The organism is Sphingomonas phyllosphaerae 5.2 (assembly GCF_000419605.1).
Taxonomy (GTDB): Bacteria; Pseudomonadota; Alphaproteobacteria; order Sphingomonadales; family Sphingomonadaceae; genus Sphingomonas; species Sphingomonas phyllosphaerae_B.
The window spans coordinates 2979082-2998805 of sequence record NZ_ATTI01000001.1; the positions used below are offsets into that span (position 1 = coordinate 2979082).

General features: G+C 68.7%; 21 protein-coding genes. 15 read left to right on the top strand and 6 right to left on the bottom strand.

Annotation, left to right across the window (positions count from 1 at the left end):
- The first annotated feature begins 31 nt into the window (after window positions 1-31).
- From SPHPHY_RS0114020 to SPHPHY_RS0114035, 4 genes are all read left to right on the top strand, one after another.
- Window positions 32-406, top strand: a complete 375-nt coding sequence (locus tag SPHPHY_RS0114020) for a response regulator (RefSeq protein WP_022687318.1) — start codon at window positions 32-34, stop codon at window positions 404-406.
- Window positions 407-425: 19 nt separating this feature from the next.
- Window positions 426-866 (top strand): chemotaxis protein CheW, encoded by a 441-nt coding sequence (locus tag SPHPHY_RS0114025; protein ID WP_022687319.1) that lies wholly within the window; start codon window positions 426-428, stop codon window positions 864-866.
- A 70-nt stretch (window positions 867-936) separates the two neighbouring features.
- On the top strand, window positions 937-1941 hold the full coding sequence (locus SPHPHY_RS0114030) for a chemotaxis protein CheB (RefSeq protein WP_028056929.1): 1005 nt from the start codon (window positions 937-939) through the stop codon (window positions 1939-1941).
- A complete protein-coding gene (locus tag SPHPHY_RS0114035; RefSeq protein WP_022687321.1) occupies window positions 1938-2261 on the top strand; it encodes a hypothetical protein in 324 nt (107 codons plus the stop codon). Before SPHPHY_RS0114030 ends, SPHPHY_RS0114035 begins: the two co-directional genes overlap by 4 nt.
- A 27-nt stretch (window positions 2262-2288) precedes the next feature.
- Here SPHPHY_RS0114035 and SPHPHY_RS0114040 read toward each other — a convergent pair whose 3' ends face one another.
- The gene (locus SPHPHY_RS0114040) at window positions 2289-2633 is read right to left on the bottom strand and encodes a hypothetical protein (protein WP_022687322.1); all 345 of its coding nucleotides are present in this window, start codon (window positions 2631-2633) and stop codon (window positions 2289-2291) included.
- 318 nt (window positions 2634-2951) lie between these two features.
- Here SPHPHY_RS0114040 and nhaA point away from each other — a divergent pair, with 318 nt between their 5' ends.
- Both nhaA and SPHPHY_RS22070 read left to right on the top strand, forming a co-directional pair.
- Window positions 2952-4151 (top strand): Na+/H+ antiporter NhaA, encoded by a 1200-nt coding sequence (nhaA, locus tag SPHPHY_RS0114050; RefSeq protein ID WP_022687324.1) that lies wholly within the window; start codon window positions 2952-2954, stop codon window positions 4149-4151.
- 9 nt (window positions 4152-4160) lie between these two features.
- Window positions 4161-4367 (top strand): hypothetical protein, encoded by a 207-nt coding sequence (locus SPHPHY_RS22070; protein ID WP_156025103.1) that lies wholly within the window; start codon window positions 4161-4163, stop codon window positions 4365-4367.
- A 106-nt stretch (window positions 4368-4473) separates the two neighbouring features.
- Here the strand turns inward: SPHPHY_RS22070 and SPHPHY_RS0114060 are convergent, their stop codons facing one another.
- A complete protein-coding gene (locus tag SPHPHY_RS0114060) occupies window positions 4474-4911 on the bottom strand; it encodes a hypothetical protein (protein WP_051148324.1) in 438 nt (145 codons plus the stop codon).
- Window positions 4912-5067: 156 nt separating this feature from the next.
- Here SPHPHY_RS0114060 and SPHPHY_RS0114065 point away from each other — a divergent pair, with 156 nt between their 5' ends.
- The 6 genes from SPHPHY_RS0114065 to lexA are packed head-to-tail and all read left to right on the top strand — an operon-like array spanning window position 5068 to window position 9796.
- Complete coding sequence (locus SPHPHY_RS0114065; protein WP_022687327.1) at window positions 5068-5658, top strand: anthranilate synthase component II; 591 nt, start codon at window positions 5068-5070, stop codon at window positions 5656-5658.
- Entirely contained in the window at window positions 5655-6650 is a 996-nt protein-coding gene (trpD, locus tag SPHPHY_RS0114070) for an anthranilate phosphoribosyltransferase (RefSeq protein ID WP_022687328.1), read from the top strand. Before SPHPHY_RS0114065 ends, trpD begins: the two co-directional genes overlap by 4 nt.
- Window positions 6647-7432, top strand: coding sequence for an indole-3-glycerol phosphate synthase TrpC (gene trpC / locus SPHPHY_RS0114075; RefSeq protein ID WP_022687329.1), 786 nt, complete (start codon window positions 6647-6649; stop codon window positions 7430-7432). Before trpD ends, trpC begins: the two co-directional genes overlap by 4 nt.
- Entirely contained in the window at window positions 7433-7903 is a 471-nt protein-coding gene (moaC, locus tag SPHPHY_RS0114080; RefSeq protein ID WP_022687330.1) for a cyclic pyranopterin monophosphate synthase MoaC, read from the top strand. It begins immediately after the preceding gene.
- Window positions 7900-9075 carry a molybdopterin molybdotransferase MoeA gene (locus tag SPHPHY_RS0114085; protein ID WP_022687331.1) on the top strand — a complete coding sequence of 392 codons (1176 nt, stop codon included), beginning with the start codon at window positions 7900-7902 and terminating at the stop codon, window positions 9073-9075. Before moaC ends, SPHPHY_RS0114085 begins: the two co-directional genes overlap by 4 nt.
- A gap of 58 nt (window positions 9076-9133) precedes the next feature.
- On the top strand, window positions 9134-9796 hold the full coding sequence (lexA, locus tag SPHPHY_RS0114090; RefSeq protein WP_022687332.1) for a transcriptional repressor LexA: 663 nt from the start codon (window positions 9134-9136) through the stop codon (window positions 9794-9796).
- A 969-nt stretch (window positions 9797-10765) separates the two neighbouring features.
- Here the strand turns inward: lexA and SPHPHY_RS20230 are convergent.
- The gene (locus tag SPHPHY_RS20230; RefSeq protein ID WP_196802170.1) at window positions 10766-13039 is read right to left on the bottom strand and encodes a ComEC/Rec2 family competence protein; all 2274 of its coding nucleotides are present in this window, start codon (window positions 13037-13039) and stop codon (window positions 10766-10768) included.
- A 29-nt stretch (window positions 13040-13068) separates the two neighbouring features.
- Here SPHPHY_RS20230 and gltX point away from each other — a divergent pair, with 29 nt between their 5' ends.
- Genes gltX through SPHPHY_RS0114115 form a run of 3 tightly spaced genes read left to right on the top strand, consistent with a single transcriptional unit; the run spans window position 13069 to window position 16020 of the window.
- The gene (gene gltX / locus SPHPHY_RS0114105; RefSeq protein ID WP_022687335.1) at window positions 13069-14517 is read left to right on the top strand and encodes a glutamate--tRNA ligase; all 1449 of its coding nucleotides are present in this window, start codon (window positions 13069-13071) and stop codon (window positions 14515-14517) included.
- Window positions 14518-14529: 12 nt separating this feature from the next.
- On the top strand, window positions 14530-15813 hold the full coding sequence (gltA, locus tag SPHPHY_RS0114110) for a citrate synthase (RefSeq protein ID WP_022687336.1): 1284 nt from the start codon (window positions 14530-14532) through the stop codon (window positions 15811-15813).
- A 12-nt stretch (window positions 15814-15825) separates the two neighbouring features.
- The gene (locus SPHPHY_RS0114115) at window positions 15826-16020 is read left to right on the top strand and encodes a hypothetical protein (protein WP_022687337.1); all 195 of its coding nucleotides are present in this window, start codon (window positions 15826-15828) and stop codon (window positions 16018-16020) included.
- Between the two features lies 1 nt (window position 16021).
- On the opposite strand, the gene SPHPHY_RS0114120 is transcribed toward SPHPHY_RS0114115, so the two are convergent.
- The 3 genes from SPHPHY_RS0114120 to SPHPHY_RS0114130 are packed head-to-tail and all read right to left on the bottom strand — an operon-like array spanning window position 16022 to window position 19657.
- Entirely contained in the window at window positions 16022-17347 is a 1326-nt protein-coding gene (locus SPHPHY_RS0114120; RefSeq protein WP_022687338.1) for a sensor histidine kinase, read from the bottom strand.
- Between the two features lie 8 nt (window positions 17348-17355).
- Complete coding sequence (locus tag SPHPHY_RS20235; RefSeq protein WP_022687339.1) at window positions 17356-18444, bottom strand: DUF2336 domain-containing protein; 1089 nt, start codon at window positions 18442-18444, stop codon at window positions 17356-17358.
- A gap of 34 nt (window positions 18445-18478) precedes the next feature.
- On the bottom strand, window positions 18479-19657 hold the full coding sequence (locus SPHPHY_RS0114130; RefSeq protein ID WP_022687340.1) for a hypothetical protein: 1179 nt from the start codon (window positions 19655-19657) through the stop codon (window positions 18479-18481).
- Window positions 19658-19724 lie beyond the last annotated feature (67 nt).

Sequence of the window (19724 nt, forward strand, 5' to 3'; positions counted from 1 at the left end):
CCACCCGCATTCTGCCCAGGAGCCGTTACCCGTGACCAAGACGATCATGACCGTCGATGACTCGCCTAGCATGCGGATGCTGCTGCGCGCCGCGCTGACCGACCTCGGCTATCAGGTCGTCGAGGCCGAGGACGGCGTCCACGCGCTGGAGACGCTTGCCAGCTTCGACGAGGAGGAGGAGCCGGACCTGCTCATCACCGATATCAACATGCCGCGCATGGACGGGTTCGGGCTGATCGAGAACGTCCGCGCCGACGGTCGCCGCACGCTGCCGATCCTGGTGCTGACCACCGAAAGCTCCGACGAGAAGAAGCAGCGCGCGCGCCAGGCCGGCGCGACCGGCTGGATCGTCAAACCCTTCAACCCCGAAAAGCTCGCCGCCGCCATCCGGCGCGTGTTGCACTGATCCAGGAGGACCGTTCGTCATGTCCCGTCAGCTCATCACCTTTCAGCTCGGCGACCAGTATCTGGGCGTTGATATCATGGCGATTCGCGAGATCCGCGCCTGGTCGCCCGCCACGCCGCTGCCGAACGTGCCGAGCCACGTGCGCGGCGTCGTGAACCTGCGCGGCGTCGTGCTGCCGGTACTCGATCTGCGCCACCGCCTGGGCTGGGGCATGACCGATCCGACGGCGCGCCACGTGATCATCGTCGTGCGGATCGGCGAGCAGTTGCAGGGCATCATCGTCGACGCCGTCAACGACATCGTCACCGTCCAGACCGAGGACATGCAGCCGCTGCCCGACATGGGCGACGCCGCTGCGCAACAGTTCCTCGACGGTCTCGCCACGATCGACCAGCGGCTGATCATGGTGCTGGCGCTGGACCGGCTGGTCGAGCGGGCCGCGCTGGCGGACGCGGCCTGAGCCGAGGGCAAGGCGACACCGCGATGCGGGTCGAAACAGATAGTTAACGCGCGTGTACTAGGACAGGGTCATGGCTGGAACGAAAGTATTGGTGGTCGACGATTCGCTGACCATGCGCGCGCTGATCTCCGGCGCGCTGGAGCGGATCCCGGGCGTGGAGGTGGTCGGCATGGCCGACGGCGCGGCGGAAGCACGCGGGCTGGTGGAGAGCACCCGGCCCGACGTGATGACGCTGGACGTCGAGATGCCGGGAATGAGCGGGCTCGCCTACCTCGCCGAGATCATGGACACCAAGCCGATGCCGGTGATCATGTTCTCGACCCGGACGCAGGACGGCGCGGCGGAATCGATCGAGGCACTGCGGCTGGGCGCGATCGACTGCTTCCCGAAGCCGCGCGTCGCGGCGCCGGCCGAGCTGGACGCGATCATCGCCAAGCTGGCGAAGCGGCTGAAGGCGGCGAAGAAGGCCGACCTGAAGCCCAAGAGCGCGCCCAAAACGGCGAAGTCTCCGCCGATCGACTGGAACGGGCGCCTGCTGCTGGTGGGCGGCGACGCGTCGAACACCAAGTCGATCTTCGACCTGTTCGCCGGTTTCCCCGCCAATTGTCCGCCGACCGTCGTCGTCCAGCACCTGGGTCCGGGCATGGTCGAGAGCATGGTCGAGAAGCTCGCCGAGCAATGCGCGCCCAAGGTTGTGGTGGCCGCCGACGGGATGAAGCCCGAGCAGGGCACGATCTACCTCGCGCCGCACGGCGACGCGCATCTCGTGATCGACAGCTGGCCCAACGGCACGCTGCGGCTGCTGCCCAAGGACCCTGTCGCGGGTGAGCGTCCGTCGATCTCGCTGCTGTTCGCCTCGGCGGCGAAGGCGGCGGCGGCCAATGCGGTCGGCGTGCTGCTGCTCGACGGCAACGAGGACGGTGCGGGCGGCCTGCGCGCGATGAACGCGGCGGGCGGCTATGCCTTCGCGCCGGCCGAGAGCGGCGGCGGGTACACGCTCACGCGCGGCATGGTGCAGCAGCCGGTGGCCAGCGACGCGCTGGTGGCGGGCGTCATGAAGATGTGCTCGAAATGAGCGCCGCCGCGCTTCCCTCCCCGTCCGGCGGGGGGGTGGCGACGGGGGCGGTGCCGCGCTCGCTCGCCCATGCTCTCGCCAACGAGCTGGTGCTCGCGTCGGGCATGCTCGCCGACCTCGCCTACGACCTGGGCAGCGACGGCGACACGCTGCGCCGCCACATGGCAAGCCTGCAGCGGATCGATTATGTGACGCAGATGCAGCTGGCGATCGCCGATCTGCTGCGCAGCGTCGGCGATGAGGGCGGCATCGCGCAGGTGACGTTGCAGGACATGGCCGACCGGCTGCGCGCGTCCGTCGCGGAGTCCGCCGCGGCCTGACGCCGCGCCGGATCGCCGCCATGCCGCCTATCGGCCTTCGCGCCGCCGCAGGGTTCGCGCGATCAGCCCGAAGTGCAGCAGCTGGATCGCGACCAGCAAGGCGCCCGCGCCGATCGATGCCGGGAGCACATCGCTCTCCTGCCCGGCGCGTGGCGGGACCGTCAGCGACATGACCGCCATCCCGCCGAGCGTGACGACGGCGAGCGCCGGCATCACCGACAGCGCGATGCGCCGCGGCGCCGACCACGTGACCGCGCCCGTGAACGACCATTGCATCGGCAGGTGCTCCTCGCACCGAAAGCGTTCGTTCGCCCGGTACGCCAGCACGCAGCTGACGAGGACGAACGTTGTTGCGACGATCGACGTGCCCATGACGACGCTCCTGATGCTCAGCCCCCACATCGCCTTTCTGCCGCCGGCTGGGCAAGCGCGTTCGAATGTCATCGCGCGCACACCGAAGCGCCCCGAAACGCTGCGGCGCGGCCCCGAACGCTCCCGATGACGGCGTTCCGCGTCCCTGGATCGCCCCGAACGCGACGCGCAGCGATCGCGACGAAGCGCACGGCTTGTCCTCGGCGGCTCCCGATGCGATAGACGACGCGGGTGTCGACCGCCGAATTCCGGTGGCAGGCAGGTGTCTTGCGCTGGTCGGGCCGCCAGTGACGCCGCTCTGTATCCGGACCCGCCGCCATGCCCCGACACGCCCCCGCGCGCCGCAGCCCGATCCGCGCCTTCCTCTCCTCGCAAGCCGCTGCCGGCATCCTGCTGATGGCCGCCGCCGCGCTCGCGTTGCTCGTCGCCAACTCGCCGCTGGCTGCGGATTATGCCGCGCTGCTTCATCGCACGCTTGGCCCTATGTCACTGGAACATTGGATAAATGACGGGCTGATGGCCGTCTTCTTCCTGCTGGTCGGCCTTGAGATCAAGCGCGAGCTGCTGGACGGACAACTGGCGACCTGGCCGCGTCGGATCCTGCCGGGCATCGCAGCGGCGGGCGGGATGGCGGTTCCGGCACTGATCTATCTCGCCTTCAATCGCGGCGCGACCGCTGCCGGCTGGGCGATCCCGGCAGCGACCGACATCGCGTTCGCACTCGGCGTCATCACGCTGCTGGGCGATCGCGTGCCGGCCTCATTACGCGTCTTCCTCGCCGCGCTGGCGATCATCGACGATCTCGGCGCAGTGGCCATCATTGCCCTTTTCTACACCACGCACGTCTCCCTGCCCGATCTCGCGACAGCCTTCGGCGCGCTCGGCGTGCTGGTCGCACTCAACCGATACGGGGTGCGTCGGCTCACGCCGTTTCTGCTCGTCGGCGTCCTCCTGTGGGTCTTCATGCTGCGATCGGGCGTCCATGCCACGTTGGCGGGGGTCATGCTGGCGCTGACGATCCCCATGACGCGCGCGCGCGACAGCGCCGACGGCAGCGCTGACGGCGAGAGTGCGCTGCACCGCCTGGAACATGCGCTGCATCGGCCGGTCGGGTTCCTCGTCGTGCCAGTGTTCGCGCTGGCCAACGCAGCGGTGCCGATCGTCGGCCTGCCCGCCGCCGCGCTGACCGCGCCGGTGACGCTCGGGGTGGCCGTCGCATTGCTGACCGGCAAAGTCGCGGGCGTGTTCGGCGCCGCGACGCTGGCGATCCGGCTCGGGCTCGCGGACATGCCCGCGCACGCCACGCCCCGCCAGTTGTTCGGCGTCGCGCTGCTATGCGGAATCGGCTTCACGATGAGCATCTTCATCACCTTGCTCGCCTTTCCCGCCGATCCGCTATTGCAGGCGGAGGCGAAGCTGGGGGTGCTGGCAGGATCGCTGCTGTCCGGCGTGCTGGGCTACGGCGTGCTGCTCAGGTCGCGTCGAGAGGGCGAGCGAAGCAGATCGATTCCAGGTTAGAGCCAATCGGTGCCCGACGTCGGTGTTCGCATCAATCAGTACGCGCTCACGCCAGCGCTTCAAAAAATCACTGTGCCGGCCGACTGGCCATTGCGGATGGCCAAGCACGATCGATCCGACAACGCGATCGAACATGGTTTAGTGATCCAAGCGCACGCCTCGTCGCCAGCGCGACCATCCGCCGCCGACAACCTCCCGCCGTCGATCCGCGCCTGAACGCCGGTCTCCGATCGCAATCCATTGGCAAACCGAGCGGCGACCTGGGTTCCGCATGATGTCGGGCCGGATCGCTGGTCGCGCCGCCCCGGCCGCCCCTTGAAACTCAGCGCCCGCCCGGGATCATCGAGTCGTTCTTCTCCGCCGCGCGCCGCTCCGCCGCCCACGCGCGGTTGATCGCGAGCGCACATCCGGTCTGCCCGCCAGATCCGACCGGGGAGCACGTATCCGGCAACCCGCCAGCCACGCGGCTCACCTGGTCAGCGGTCGCCACCCGGTTCGTCCATGCCTGATTCTTCGCCGCCGGCTCAGCGCTGTCGCGGAGCGGCTTCGGAATGCGGAATTGTTCGTCCGGGTTCAGGCGGCTGCAGACCACCACTTCATCACCCTGCGCCTTCGGGCACGCTTCGTTGCCCTCCAGCGTCACGCTACGCACGCGCTGTGGAGCCCGGCCTGTGTTGCCGGCAGACTGGACCTGCGCCAAGGCACCTGTCGGCAGCGCCAGCGCCACGGCGAAAACAAACGCAACAGCGTGACGACGCATGTCATTTCTCCTTATCACCGCGAACGCGCAGCATGGCGCTTTTCTCCGCGCCGTATCTCTCCCGTCCATTACGATTCTTTGCGCGCCTGCAATATTCCTTCGGCCCGCCGCCGCGCTGCCGGTTGCGATGCCGCGCGCATCGGCTATGGCGGTAGCATGATCCTGGTGATCGACAATTATGACAGCTTCACCTGGAACCTGGTCCATTACGTCATGGAACTGGGTGCCGAGGTGCGCGTGGTTCGCAACGACGCGCTGACAGCCGCCGAAGCGCTGGCGAGCGGGGCTCAGGCGATCCTCATCTCGCCCGGACCGTGCACCCCGAACGAAGCCGGGGTCAGCCTAGATCTGGTCGCCGCCTGCGCCGAGGTGCGTCGCCCGCTGTTCGGGGTGTGCCTGGGACATCAGGCGATCGGTCAGCATTTCGGCGGCAAGGTGGTGCGTGGCGGGCTCATGCATGGCAAGACCTGCCCGGTCGACCATGACGGCACCGGCGTGTTCGCCGGCCTGCCTGCGCCGTTCACCGCCACACGCTACCATTCGCTGATCGTCACCGACGTGCCCGATTGCCTCGCGGTCAACGCCACTGCCACCGATGCCTCGGTGATGGGGCTGCGCCACCGCGAGTTGCCGATCCATGGCGTCCAGTTTCACCCCGAAAGTATCGCGACCGAGCACGGCCACGATCTCATCGCCAATTTCCTGCGTATGGCCGGTATCAACCACGCGGGGCGGATCGCGGCGTGACGACGGTGGCATTGCTGCCCGACCCCTCCTCGCCGCTGTCGCGCGAGTCGGCGGCGCAGGCGTTCGCGGACATCCTCGATGCGCGGACCGGCGAGGAGGCGGTCGCCGACTTCCTCATCCGACTGGCGGAGCGCGGCGAGACCAGCATCGAAATCGCCGAGGCTGCCCGCGCTTTGCGTGCACGACTGCTGCCGATCGAGGCACCAGCCGGTGCGATCGACGTCTGCGGGACTGGCGGTGACGGGCAACACACGCTGAACGTCTCCACCGCAGTCAGCCTGGTCGTCGCCGCCTGCGGCGTGCCGGTCGCCAAGCACGGCAATCGCGCCGCCTCGTCCAAGGCCGGCGCCGCCGACACCCTGGAAATGCTCGGTCTCGATATGGAGCGTGCCGGCGCGCAGGCGGAGGAAACGCTCGCCGGGCTCGGCATCTGCTTCCTGTTCGCCGCCAACCATCATCCGGCGATGAAGCGCATCACTCCGATCCGCCGTCGCATCGGCCGTCGCACGATCTTCAACCTGATGGGCCCGCTCGCCAACCCGGCCCACGTTACGCGGCAGCTGATCGGCATCGCCCGACCCGACTACGCGCCGCTTTACGCAGACGCACTGGCGCAGCTCGGCAGCGATGCCGCGGCAGTCGTCGCCGGCGAGGAGGGGCTGGACGAAATCTCCGGCGCCGGTGCGACGCGCGTGGTGACGGTCGGCGACGTAACGCTGCCCGCGCGGATCGTGCCCGAGGACGCCGGGGTCGCGCGCCATCCCACGATCGCGATCCGCGGCGGTGACCCGGCCTACAATGCTGCGGCGCTGCGCCGTCTGCTGGCAGGCGAGCACGGACCATATCGTGACGCTGTGCTACTCAACGCCGCCGCGGCCTTGGTGCTCGCCGGACGCGAGCGCGATTTGCGTGCCGCTGCGCGAATCGCCGCACGCGCGATCGATGATAAGAGCGCAACGACCCTGCTCGATCGCTGGATTTCCTGGTCATGACCATCCTTGCCGAGATTTGTGCGACAAAGCGTGCCGAGGTGGCGGCGCGCAAGGCCGCGACCTCGCTGTCTGAGCTATCTGCGCTCGCCGCCGCCCAGTCGGCGCCGCGTGGCTTCCGCGCGGCGCTCGACGCGATGGTCGCTGCCGGCCGCCACGCGCTCATCGCCGAGATCAAGAAGGCCAGCCCGTCGAAGGGCCTGATCCGTGCCGATTTCGATCCGCCCGCGCACGCCCGCGCCTATGCCGAAGGTGGAGCGGCCTGCCTCTCTGTGCTGACTGATGCGCCTTATTTCCAAGGACATGAGGATTATCTGGTCGCGGCCCGTACCGCGTGCGCGCTGCCGGTCCTACGAAAGGACTTCACGGTCGATCCTTGGCAGGTGATCGAGGCGCGGAGCATCGGCGCGGACGCAATCCTGCTGATCGCTGCCGCGCTCGACGATGCCTGCATGGCCGAATGCGAGGCAGCGGCGATCGAACAGGGGCTGGACGTGCTGGTCGAAGTTCACGATGCCGTTGAAATGGAGCGTGCGGCCCGGCTGCGGACTCGACTCGTCGGCGTCAATAATCGCGATCTGAAGACTTTCGAAGTCGATTTCCGGCGCACGTACGAGTTGGTCGCGCACGCCCCCGCCGGCTGCACATTCGTTGCCGAGAGCGGGTTGTCGATACGCGCCGACCTCGATGAACTGGCGGCACATGGCGTGTATTGCTTCCTGATCGGCGAAGCTCTGATGCGCCACGCCGATGTCGCAGCAGCGACCCGCGCAATGGTCGGCTGAATGGCCGGTCTCACCCACATCGACGACGATGGTGCCGCGCACATGGTCGACGTCGGCGACAAGGCGGTGACCCGGCGCGAGGCGGTAGCGACCGGGCACATCGCGATGTCGGACGAAGCACTTGGCGCAATCCGCGCCGGCGCGGTGAAGAAGGGCGACGTCCTCGCGGTCGCTCGCGTCGCCGGGATCATGGCCGCCAAGCGCACCAGCGATCTCGTGCCGCTTTGCCACCCGCTCCCGATCACGCGCGTCTCGCTCAACCTTCTGCCCGAAAACAATGGCATAACCGCCGTCGCGACCGTCGCTACCGACGGCAAGACCGGGGTCGAGATGGAGGCGCTGACCGCGGTGTCGGTCGCATTGCTCACCGTCTACGACATGGCCAAGGCAATCGACAAGGCGATGACGATCAACGACATCCGCGTGATCGAAAAACGCGGTGGCCGCTCCGGCGACTGGCGGGCGGCATGACGCTGGTTCCGGTTGCCGAGGCGCAGGCCCGCGTGCTGGCGCTGGGCCGCCATGTCGACGCGGTGGACGTCCCGCTGATCGAGGCACTTGGCCGCTGGGCCGCCGCTCCCGTCATCGCGCGCCGCACCCAACCTGCCGCCGATCTGTCCGCAATGGACGGCTACGCGCTGCGCTTCGCCGATCTTCCCGGACCTTTTCAGGTAATTGGCGAAAGCGCCGCGGGCACCCCTTTCGGGACCGCCGTCGATAGCGGACAGGCGGTCCGCATCTTCACCGGCGCCGCGCTACCATCCGGCACCGATACCGTGCTGGTCCAGGAAGACGCCGCTCGCGATGGTGCGACGCTGACGCTCGCCGGCGAAGGCCCCGCGCATGTCGGCCGCAACGTCCGCCGCCGCGGGCTCGATTTCCATGAAGGCGATATCCTCGTCGAGCGAGGGCAACGCCTTACACCCGCGCGACTCGCGGTCGCTGCGACTGGTGGAGTGGCGCGGTTAACGGTCGCGCGCCCGGTCCGCGTCGCGCTGGCCGCAACTGGTGACGAACTGGTCGAACCCGGCACGCCCGGTGACGCCCTGCCCGAGTCCAACCGCCTGTTATTGCGCGCGTTGCTCGCCGACATGCCGGTCGAGATCGTCGACCTCGGAATCCTCCCGGACCGGCTAGATCGCTTGACGGACGCATTTGCGCGCGTCGACGCCGACGTGCTGGTCACCACCGGCGGCGCCTCGGTCGGTGACCACGATCTCGTCCGCCCTGCGCTCGCAGCCGCGGGTACGACGCTCGACTTCTGGCGGATCGCGCTGCGCCCCGGCAAGCCGATGCTCGCCGGGCGGCGCGGCGACATGGCAGTGGTCGGCCTGCCCGGCAATCCCGTGTCCGCGTTCGTCACCGCGCTCCTCTTCGTGCGTCCGCTCGTCGCGCATCTCGCCGGCGCCAGCGATCCTTTCCCAAGCGTCTCCCGGGTCTTGCTGGGCGAAAACCTGCCCGCGAACGGCGAGCGTACCGACTATCTACGGGCCGAATTGCGCGACGGGCGCGCGTACGCCTCGACTATCCAGGACAGCTCGATGCTGCGCACGCTGGCACGCTCGACATGCCTGATCGTGCGTGAATCGCACGCGCCCGCGGCGGCGGCCGGCGACTCGGCGGAAGTCCTGATGATCGCTTGACGGAGGGCTATATGTTCCATAAAGGTTCGCACTCCGTTCACTAGGAAGGCGCCGGGACATGCTGACGCGCAAGCAGCACGAGCTGATCTGCTTCATCGAGGATCGCCTGGCCGACACCGGCGTCTCGCCCTCGTTCGAGGAGATGAAGGACGCGTTGGAGCTGAAGAGCAAGTCGGGTGTCCATCGCCTCATCAGCGCCCTTGAGGAACGTGGTTATCTGCGCCGCCTTCCCAATCGCGCGCGCGCACTGGAAGTTCTCAAGGCACCTGAGCGCGGCGCCGAGGCGAAGCGCGCCGCCCCTCCGTCGGTCAAGCGTACCATGCCCGCGCCCGCGAACGACGTGGTCGAGATCCCGCTGCACGGGCGGATCGCCGCGGGCGTGCCGATCGAGGCGTTCGAAGGTTCGACGATGCTTCCGGTACCCGCCGCACTGCTCGGGGCAGGCGAGCACTTCGCGTTGGAAGTGTCGGGCGATTCGATGGTGGAGGCTGGCATCTTCGACGGCGATTATGCGCTGATCCGCCGTCAGGAAGTGGCGCGCGACGGTGAGATCGTCGTCGCACTGATCGACGACAGCGAGGCGACGCTCAAATACTTCCGCCACGAAGGTGCGATGATCCGCCTCGATCCTGCCAATCGCGCGTACGACCCGCAGCGCTATGCGCCGGCGCAGGTCCGTGTACAGGGTCGCCTGGCTGGGCTGTTGCGTCGTTATTCCTGACGCTCGGTAGCGGCGGCAGCCGGCAATGTGTCGTACCGCGGTGATCGATATTCGCTAGGATCGTCGCGCCTACGGGTAGTTGGTTGAAGGCTTCCTGGCTAAACTCGCGCCGGCACCGCGGGGTTGAGCGGCTTCGATGCGCTTGCTCGCAAAATGGGGTGCACGTGCCGCCGACTTTGTGCGCGTTCACGACGTTTTGTAGCACCAACCACCTTCAGCCTAAAACGTCGGAGCATCCGGCGATCCAGATGCGCGATTACTGACAAACCGGTGTGCGCTGAGATCCGGCTGCTGCTTTTGTCATCAAGCAACGAAGCTTCGGATCAGATCCGTGGCGAAGGCGAGTGCTGATGACTGGCAGACACCAACCTGCACTGGATCGAAATCGATATGCCGATGCGACGTGCACTTGCCGGGAGCCGCGGCGCTCGAACATTTTCGCAGTTTCAAGATAGAACGCGGCAAGCCGCCGAAGTTCGTGACCGGGAGCGGGGTCGAGGACGGTGGCGTGGTGCGGCCGGATTGTCGTGCTACGCTGACGAATACGGAATAGCGAGTGACGCCGAGGTATAACCATCAAGACCAGACGTGCAACATGACTCCGCGCAAAACAACGCCAGATCTCACGCGTCACTATCTTGTATGCAGCCGTTCTTACAAGTGAGGCGGAGCGCATAACAGCGCGCGAGATTGATTGGCTACGCTGATTCCGCTTGTGCAGCACGTCGTTCACGTCCGCCCGGCGACAATGAGCGCCGCTCTAGGGCCGATCGACATTCAGCCGAATCCCCTGCCAACTCCGTCTCTCCAAGCGTGGCTAAGCAAAGGGCATCGTGCGGAACGCTGGATTGCTTCGCTACGCTCGCAAGACAGGTGAAGGGAGCAGATCTGCCGGGCCGTGCAAGCGCGGTTGCCCGAGCAGGCGGAATGTCGATCCCGCCCTGTTCGCACGACAATCGCTACCGACCGTCACTCACTGATCCGCCGCCGATCTCCGCCACTCATACGACTTTGGCTCGGCAATCCGTAATCGCGAACGTCGCCCCGCGGGCGGTCCCGGCGAACGAAACGCGACACCCTGCCCCTTGCAGCGACAACCGGGAGCGCCGTCGCCATGATCCACGGGTGCGCGTCGCCGGCGCGACGGACGGTGGTCACCCGCTGCGTTGCGAAGGTCACCGCCACCCCGCCGGTCCGCGCCAGCATCGTTCGATCGAGCGTCAGCCAGCGGGCGCGGCAACGGTGTGGCAGGCGTCGATCGCTGACGACGACATCGGCATCATGGCACAGTGGCACGAACGCGGCCGCGGGGACGAGATCGCTGCTGCGGGTCGCCAGAATACGCCAGCGCCGACCCGCGGCGGTACGCTCCATCCGGCAGAGGTCGCGGTTGCACTGCGCCGCGCCCTCCTCGCTGAGCAGCGCCGGCTCGCCGTCCAGGCCGCCAGCCTCCGACAGCAGATCGCGCATATAGTCACCGGTACGATCGCGCAGGATCGCCACCCGACCGGCATCGTCGCGCAGGGCGAGGTGCCGGCCGCCCCCGGTAACGATCAGGTCCGGCACCGGCGTCGCCAGCGTCCAGACGGTGCCGATCGCAACCGGCAGCAACCCGGCGTAGCGCCACCGCGTCCGCCAGATCGCCAGCCATAGCCCGCCTGCCACGATCGCGCCGAACGCCGCGTGCGGCATCACCGGCAGCGCCGTCACGGCGCCGGGCGCCGCCGCCACGCTCCGCGCGATCCACAGCAACACCGCGAGCGCCTTGCCGGCGACCCACCACCCCACCGCGCCCAACCCAACCGCATCGAGCAACAGCGCCAGCGCCTCCGCAGGCATCACCACGAATGTCGTCAGCGGGATCGCCACGATGTTTGCGAACGCACCGTACAGCCCGGCCTGATGAAAATGGAACACCGCGATCGGCATCAGCGTCAGTTCAACCGCCACGCCAGTGACCAGCAGCGATGCAAGCCCGCGCAACACGCCGCGCCAGCGCGACTCGTCATGTACGACGAACCATCCGCGCACGCGCGGATGTTCGTGGAGCGCCACGATCGCGGTCACCGCCGCGAACGACAATTGGAAGCTCGCCCCCGCCACCGCCTCGGGCCATGCCAGCAACACGACCAATGCCCCCACCGCCACCAGCCGCAGCGTCAGCGCCTCGCGTCCCAGCGCCAGCGCGACAAGCACCATCAGCGCCGCGACGCAGCTGCGGATCGTCGGCACCTGCGCCCCGGTCAGCCACGTATAACCGATCGCCGCGACCGCTCCCGCCGCGGCTGCGACCAGCGGCAGCCGCCCGGTCAGCGCCAGCCGCGGTGACAACGCGAGCACGCGCAGCGTCATCCACATCACCAGCGCGACCGCCGCGGTGATGTGCAGCCCGCTGACCGATAGCAGGTGCGCGAGTCCTGCCCGCCGCATCGCCTCGGCATCGGGTTCGTCGATAGCACCGGTGTCGCCGGTGGCGAGTGCCGCGGCGATCCCGCCCGCGCTGCCCGGTAGCCGTGCCTCGATATGGGCGCTCAAGCGCTCGCGGACGCCCGCGCCGCCGTCTTTTGCCGGGGTCACCACCGTCACGGGTGCGAACCCGCGCCCGCTCGCCCCCAGTCCCGCGAACCACGCCACCCGCGCGAAATCGTACGCGCCGGGCACCGCCGCCGGCGCGGGCGGCATCAATCGCGCGCGGACCCGGACCGTCGCGCCACGCGCCACCCCCGCCCGCAACCCGTCCGCTTCCAGATTGACGCGCACCCGAGTCGGCGCACGACCGTCACCATCCCACGCGCGCACCGCCAGCGTCACCCGCACCAGCCGCCGCGCCGGCAACGGCTCCACGCGTTCTACTTCGCCGGTCACCCACGCGATCGTCGGACGCGCCAGCACCGGCGCGGCGACACGCTCGGCCCGCGCCCAGACCAGCGCCAGGCCGATTGCGAAGCCGAGCGCCACCGCACCCAGCAACACCGGCGCCCTGCCGCCCCGCGCCGTCGCCAGCGTGGCCAGCCCCGTCGCGAGCGCCACCAGCAACGCCGCCGTCCAGCTGCGCGGATCGGGCAGCACGAACCACGCGGCCACCCCGGCACCGAGCGCGACCGGGACCCACAGCACGAGCTGGTCACGCTCGGCCTCCAGCCGCCGTTCGATGCGCGCGTGTATCAAAGCGATACCATGTCGCGCGCGCGTTTGAAGCGCCGACGATGCTTTGCTAGAGGCGGGCGCGGCTGAACTGGCCATTCGATTTTCCAGCCTGGGAGCAAGCGCGCTTGAGCGCAACCGACAAAACCGCCAGCGCGGACGGCCCCGCCGTCGTCACCCGCTTCGCCCCGTCGCCGACGGGGTTCCTTCACATCGGCGGCGCGCGCACCGCGCTGTTCAACCTGCTGTATGCCCGGCATCACGGCGGCACCTTCCGGCTGCGGATCGAGGACACCGACCGCGCACGCTCGACGCAACCCGCGATCGACGCGATCCTGAACGGAATGCGCTGGCTCGGCCTCGACTGGGACGGCGAGGAGGTGTTCCAGTTCGCGCGCGCCGATCGCCACGCCGCGGTCGCGCACACGATGATCGAACATGGTCACGCTTACCGCTGCTACCTGACGCAGGAGGAGCTGGACGCGATGCGCGCCGCGGCGCAGGCCGCCAAGCAGCCGTTGCGCATCCGCTCGCCGTGGCGCGATCGCACCGATCATCCCGCGGACAAGCCCTATGTCGTGCGTCTGCGCGCGCCGACCGAGGGCGCCGTGACGATCGCGGACAAGGTGCAGGGGGAGGTGACGGTCCAGAACGCCGAGCTCGACGACCTCGTACTGCTCCGCTCCGACGGGACACCGACCTATATGCTTGCGGTCGTCGTCGACGACCATGACATGGGAGTGACGCACGTCATCCGCGGCGACGACCATCTCAACAACGCATTTCGCCAGCTGCCGATCTATCGCGCCATGGACGCGATCGAGGGCGGCTGGCCCGACCCGGTCTATGCGCACATCCCGCTGATCCACGGCAGCGACGGCGCCAAGCTGTCGAAGCGCCACGGCGCGGTCGGGATCGAGGCGTACCGCGACGAACTCGGGATCCTGCCGGAAGCGCTGGACAATTACCTGCTGCGGCTCGGCTGGGGGCATGGCGACGACGAGATCATCAGCCGCGAGGATGCGATCCGCTGGTTCGATCTCGACGCGGTCGGCAAGTCGCCAAGCCGGTTCGACCTGAAGAAGCTTGAGAACCTCAACGGTCATTATATCCGCGCCACCGACGATGCGCGGCTGGCGGATCTGGTCGCGGCCAAACTCGATCTGGATCATGACGATACCCGGCGTTCGATCCTGCTGGCGGCGATGCCGTCACTCAAACCGCGCGCCGCGAACGTCAATGAACTCACGGACGCCGCAGGGTTCCTGTTCGCCACGCGCCCGCTGGCGGTGGACGAAGCAGCCGCACCGTTGCTGGCCGGGGACGCGCCCGCGCTCCTCGCCCGCCTGCACGGGACACTTGACGCAGTGCACAACTGGGATACGGAGACGACCGAAGCGGCGGTGCGTTTGGTGGCCGAAGAGGCGGGCGTGAAGCTCGGCCAGGTCGCCCAGCCCCTCCGCGTCGCGCTGACCGGCCGCAAGACCTCGCCGGGCATCTTCGACGTACTCGTCCTTCTAGGACGCGCGGAAAGCCTGGCCCGCATTGCGGACCACATGACCCCGACCGGGGCCTGACAGGAGAAGATCATGACCGAAGCCGCAAAGTTCACGCTGTCGGGCGAGGCGCTCGACTATCCGGTCCTGTCGGGCTCCGTCGGCCCCGACGTGGTCGACATCCGCAAGCTCTACGCGCAAACGGGCGCGTTCACCTATGATCCGGGGTTCACCTCGACCGCGTCGTGCCAGTCGAAGCTGACCTATATCGACGGCGACGAGGGCGTGCTTCTGCACCGCGGCTACCCGATCGGCGAGCTTGCCGAGCAGTCCAGCTTCATGGAGGTCTGCTACCTGCTCCTGAACGGCGAACTGCCGGACCAGGGCGAGCTCGACGCCTTCTCGCGCACGATCACGCGCCACACGATGGTGCATGAGCAGCTGGCGCAGTTCTTCCGCGGCTTCCGTCGCGACGCACATCCGATGGCGATCATGTGCGGCGTCGTCGGCGCGCTCAGCGCTTTCTACCACGATTCGACCGACATCCATGATCCGCAGCAGCGCATGATCGCGTCGCATCGGCTGATCGCGAAGATGCCGACGATCGCGGCAATGGCCTATAAGTACAGCGTCGGACAGCCGTTCCTCTATCCCGACAACTCGCTGAGCTACACCGGCAACTTCCTGCGCATGACGTTCGGCGTTCCCGCCGAGCCGTATGTCGTGAATCCGGCGGTGGAGAAGGCGATGGATCGCATCTTCATCCTGCACGCCGATCACGAACAGAATGCGTCGACCTCCACGGTCCGGCTGGCGGGTTCGTCGGGGGCCAATCCGTTCGCGTGCATCGCAGCGGGCATCGCCTGCCTGTGGGGGCCGGCGCACGGCGGCGCGAACGAGGCGGCGCTCAACATGCTGCACGAGATCGGCACGCCGGAGCGCATCCCCGAGTTCATCGCGCGTGCGAAGGACAAGAACGATCCGTTCCGCCTGATGGGCTTCGGCCATCGCGTCTACAAGAACTACGATCCGCGCGCGACCGTGATGCAGAAAACGGTGCGCGAGGTGTTCGAGGCGCTGAACGTGCAGGATCCGCTGTTCGAGACCGCGCTGCGGCTTGAAGAGATCGCGCTCAACGATCCGTATTTCGTCGAGAAGAAGCTGTTCCCGAACGTCGATTTCTATTCGGGCGTGATCCTGTCGGCGATCGGCTTCCCGACCAGCATGTTCACCGTGCTGTTCGCGCTCGCACGTACCGTCGGCTGGGTGGCGCAGTGGAACGAGATGATCACCGATCCCGATCAGAAGATCGGCCGTCCGCGTCAGCTCTACACCGGGCCGACGCAGCGTTCGTACCTTCCCGTCGACCAGCGCTGAGGACGTCGGCCCATGCTCCGCAAGACCCTGTTCGCCGTCGGCGTGCTCTGCGCGTTGATGGGCGCCTTATGGATCGCGCAGGGGCTGGGCTATGTGGATTGGCCGCGCTCCAGCTTCATGCTGGGGCGTGCCGTCTGGGCGGATTACGGCACCGGGCTGGCGGTGTTCGGGCTATTGCTGATCCTGCTCGGGCGGCGGCTGCGCTGAACTAGGCGGCGTCGGGTAGCGAGAGCGTGAAGCACGCGCCTTCGCCGGCCCCGCTCTCGACGGTAAGCGCGCCGTCCATTGCCTGTGCCAGGCGACGGGCGATGTAGAGGCCGAGGCCGTTGCCGCCGGGCTCGCTGTCGTCGCCACGAACGAATTTCTCGAAAATGCGCGGCTGCTCATGCTCCGGGATGCCGCGTCCGTCGTCCGCGACCAGCAGGCGAACGTGCCCGTCGCGACGTTTCAGCCGCATCCGCACCGTCCCGCCGCGCGGTGAGTAGGCCACCGCGTTGCCAAGCAGGTTGACGACGATCTGCAACGCCCGGCGATGTTCTCCAATCGCCAGTGCGCTCGCTTCGCCCGACAAGGGCGCAATCGTGACGCCCGCCTGCGCGGCCGCCCCGGCCAGCAACCCCGCAGCGGTGCGCGCGATCTCGCCCAGGTCGATCGGGTCGCGGGCGGTCGCGAAATCGGAACGCTCGATTGCCTCCATGTCGACCAGATCGTCGACCAGTCCGAGCAGGTGCCGCCCGGCGCTGGCGATGTCCGCGGCATAGTCCATGTAATGCGCGTCGACGGGCCCATCGACGGCGGCGCGGATGCTCTCCGCCTGTGCGATGATCGTGCCGAGTGGCATGCGCAGAACACGGTGCAGCCGCGCGTTGAAATTGTTCGTCAAACCGTCGGGTACCGACGCCTCCGGCACATCGGTGAACACGCCGCCCACGAAACCGGCGAACCCGCCCCCGACATCGTGACGGACATGCCCCGCCAGCATCACGCGCTCGCCGCATGCACGCAAGGTGGCCGCCTGTCCGGCGAAGTCGCGCGCGTTCGACACCGCCTCGAGCAACGGCATCGCGCCATCCGAATGCGCCGTCAGGACGAACAATCCGGCGAGCGGCTGTGCCAGAACGACCACCGGATCAAGCCCGTGCCGCGTCACCGCTTCGGGCGCGAGCCGCGTGACGCGCAGGCCCGCATCGACCTCCCACGTCCACGCCGCGCCCGCCGGGGGCGATACCTCCGCAATCATGCCCGGTGCGGCTGCGGCCGCCGGCCGCTCGCGCAGCAGGGTCGCCGCCAGTGCGACGGTACGATCCTCGCCCGGCACCGCGCGGACATGCCAGTCGCCGTCCACGCGATCGTCGCCGATCGTCACCGTCCGCGCGACCGGCACCCGCAAACCGCGCGCGATCCGCACCAATGCGCCGACCGCGGCCAAGGCGAGTCCCGCACCGGCGCGGCCTGCCGCACGGTCGTTCAACTCCGCGAACCGTGCGTCGCCGCTCAGCACACGGTCGTCGGCATCGACCAGGGCGTGGAACATGCCGCGGGTCACGCGGCGGAGCGGCGGGCCAGCGCCCGCACGGCGGCGCGGAAGTCGCGCGGCAACCGCACCGTCGCGATTGTCGAAGCGGCGGCCGCCGGGTCAAGCGCGGCGAGCGTCTCGATCGTCTCGACCAGCATCGACAGATCGCGCTCGCGATCCGCCTCCGACAGGAGGAAGCCGGCGCGCGCAATCGCTTCTCTCGGCAAGCCTGCCGCGCGCAGCGCCAGCCATAGCCGGTCGCTCGCCGAATCGAGCACCAACGCGCGCGCCTCCACGGAGTCGATCGACAACCCCTCCGCCAACAATGCCACGAACAGCGTAATGCGGGCGCTATCGAGGGCACGCACCATCAACTCGGCACGCTCCGAAGCCGAGGGTGAAAGCGCCTGCACGAGCCGCGCGGCCGCATCGTCGACCCCGGCGGCGTGGTCATACCCGCTCAGGCAGCGATGTGTGGCGTCGGCCAGCGCGCGATCGCTCTCTACGCCGCCCGCCCCGCTCAGTCGTTCGCGCAGAACCGCCGCCACCCACCACGCGACTCGCGCATACAGCACCACCGGCAAGATCGCCTGCCGCCCGCCCACCGCCAGCCGACGCGTCCCATCCGCGACCAGATAGGCGATCGCGGCGGTGCGCTGCGCCGGCGCGCCGCTCTGGACCAACGCCGTCACCAGGGTTGTCCCGGCGTCCGGCGCCCGCAGCGTGGTCAGTGAGTCATCGAGCAAGTCGACGCGTGCCTGGGCAATCAGTTCGCCGATCAGTTCGGCATCGCGCATCAGCCCGGCCTCGATCAACCGCGGCCACGCCAACGCCTGATTCGATTCGAGCACCGCTGCCGCGTCGCGGCGACCGGCGTCCGCCAGGGCGCGCGCGGCGTCGCCGACGATCTGCTGCTCGATCGCGCCGATCGTCGTCTCGGCCAGCCGCAGCGTTGCGGCACGCGTCCGGTCGTCCAGCCGGCCGGGCTGCGAGAGGAACACGTCCTCGACGGCCACGTCCGATCGCCGGTCCGCCGCGGACGCGGCATCGGCGACCCGCGCCGCGATTCGCGCGGGATCGCCGACGACGGAGGCGTGATGAAAAGCCGCGGACATGCCGACACTCTAGCCGGCCTTCGTTAAGGCCCGGCTAAGCGTGGCGGAGTCGCTCGACGGCGGCGATCAGCGTCACTGCGGCGTAAGCGGAGACCGCTGCGATGCCGAAGGTCGGGTATCCCAGCAACGCGAACAACGTCAGCAACGCCAGATAGGCGGGGGTCACACCCCACCACGGCCTCCGCCCGCTCGCGCTCGCCGCCCGCTCGCCGACCCCGCCGACCACGAGCGCGAACAGCGCAAGCAGCCGCGCCGTCGTCGTCGCGGCCTGCGCATCGACCACATGCGCCAGCAGCAGCGTCGCCAGCCCCGGCGCGACCAGGATCGCGATGCGGTTCGCGCGCAGCAGCCCAGGCTCGTCGCGAAACAGCGCCAGCGCGCCGGCCAGTTCCGACGACAATATCCCGACCAGCACCAGCGCCAGACCGCTCCCCGGGAAACCAGATGCGATCGTCGCCAGCCCGGCGAACATCGCCACCGCCGCGCCGGCGCAGCAGGCCTCGGTCCCGATGCCGTGCCGGGCGATCCAGGGGATCGCCATTCGCGCGAGCGGACGCAGCACCACCCGCTCGAACCAGCTCGGTCGCACTGCCATCGATGCGGAGAGGACCGCGCGCCCACGCTCCTCCAGCGCGACGGCACGCCGCTCGATCCCGTGCCCCATCGCCATACCGTCCAGCCGCAGCGTGACGTGTCGCGCGCCGGCCTGTTCGGCGGCATGGAGCAAGGTGGATTGCAGGTCGTAATCCTCCGGCAGCCGCGCCGCATCCGCCACGCGGCCGGCATCGATGCGTGCCACCCCCGCCCACGCCGCGCCGCCGCCGACACGCTCGAACCCCGGCGCCGCCTGCGCCGCCGGCACCACCAGCAGCGCGTCGCCTGCCTCGCCCGCGATCCGGCTCACCACGTCCTCGGTCGTGACCAGCCCGTCGGCGACCATCACGACCCGTGCCAGCGGGTGGAGCTTGGCCAAGGCGTCGGCAGCACTGCGCACCGTATCAACCGCCACGCCGCGGCGGCCGATCCGGGCCAGCGCCCCGATCAGTTCGGGCGTCAGCCGCGAGACGACCACGACGATCTGCCCCGCATCGCACGCCAGCAGCAGCCGCGCCTGATATTCGATCAGCGTGGCGGCCGCGAACGGCAGCGTTGCCGCAAGCATCCCGGAGCGGTCCTCCGCCTCATGGGTCGCGAATAAGAGGCCAGCCAGCATGGATGAGGCTGTTAGGATCGACGGCCGCCACTGGCAACAACCGTGACGCGACCGCTGCTTGCGCCGA

Excerpts from the sequence above, each read along its gene's own strand:
- SPHPHY_RS0114025 (WP_022687319.1), top strand. The coding sequence starts at position 426 with ATGTCCCGTCAGCTCATCACCTTTCAGCTCGGCGACCAGTATCTGGGC.
- SPHPHY_RS0114030 (WP_028056929.1), top strand. The coding sequence starts at position 937 with ATGGCTGGAACGAAAGTATTGGTGGTCGACGATTCGCTGACCATGCGC.
- SPHPHY_RS0114035 (WP_022687321.1), top strand. The coding sequence starts at position 1,938 with ATGAGCGCCGCCGCGCTTCCCTCCCCGTCCGGCGGGGGGGTGGCGACG.
- SPHPHY_RS0114040 (WP_022687322.1), bottom strand. The coding sequence starts at position 2,633 with ATGGGCACGTCGATCGTCGCAACAACGTTCGTCCTCGTCAGCTGCGTG.
- nhaA (WP_022687324.1), top strand. The coding sequence starts at position 2,952 with ATGCCCCGACACGCCCCCGCGCGCCGCAGCCCGATCCGCGCCTTCCTC.
- SPHPHY_RS0114060 (WP_051148324.1), bottom strand. The coding sequence starts at position 4,911 with ATGCGTCGTCACGCTGTTGCGTTTGTTTTCGCCGTGGCGCTGGCGCTG.
- SPHPHY_RS0114065 (WP_022687327.1), top strand. The coding sequence starts at position 5,068 with ATGATCCTGGTGATCGACAATTATGACAGCTTCACCTGGAACCTGGTC.
- trpC (WP_022687329.1), top strand. The coding sequence starts at position 6,647 with ATGACCATCCTTGCCGAGATTTGTGCGACAAAGCGTGCCGAGGTGGCG.
- moaC (WP_022687330.1), top strand. The coding sequence starts at position 7,433 with ATGGCCGGTCTCACCCACATCGACGACGATGGTGCCGCGCACATGGTC.
- SPHPHY_RS0114085 (WP_022687331.1), top strand. The coding sequence starts at position 7,900 with ATGACGCTGGTTCCGGTTGCCGAGGCGCAGGCCCGCGTGCTGGCGCTG.
- lexA (WP_022687332.1), top strand. The coding sequence starts at position 9,134 with ATGCTGACGCGCAAGCAGCACGAGCTGATCTGCTTCATCGAGGATCGC.
- SPHPHY_RS20230 (WP_196802170.1), bottom strand. The coding sequence starts at position 13,039 with ATGGCCAGTTCAGCCGCGCCCGCCTCTAGCAAAGCATCGTCGGCGCTT.
- gltA (WP_022687336.1), top strand. The coding sequence starts at position 14,530 with ATGACCGAAGCCGCAAAGTTCACGCTGTCGGGCGAGGCGCTCGACTAT.
- SPHPHY_RS0114115 (WP_022687337.1), top strand. The coding sequence starts at position 15,826 with ATGCTCCGCAAGACCCTGTTCGCCGTCGGCGTGCTCTGCGCGTTGATG.
- SPHPHY_RS0114120 (WP_022687338.1), bottom strand. The coding sequence starts at position 17,347 with ATGTTCCACGCCCTGGTCGATGCCGACGACCGTGTGCTGAGCGGCGAC.
- SPHPHY_RS20235 (WP_022687339.1), bottom strand. The coding sequence starts at position 18,444 with ATGTCCGCGGCTTTTCATCACGCCTCCGTCGTCGGCGATCCCGCGCGA.
- SPHPHY_RS0114130 (WP_022687340.1), bottom strand. The coding sequence starts at position 19,657 with ATGCTGGCTGGCCTCTTATTCGCGACCCATGAGGCGGAGGACCGCTCC.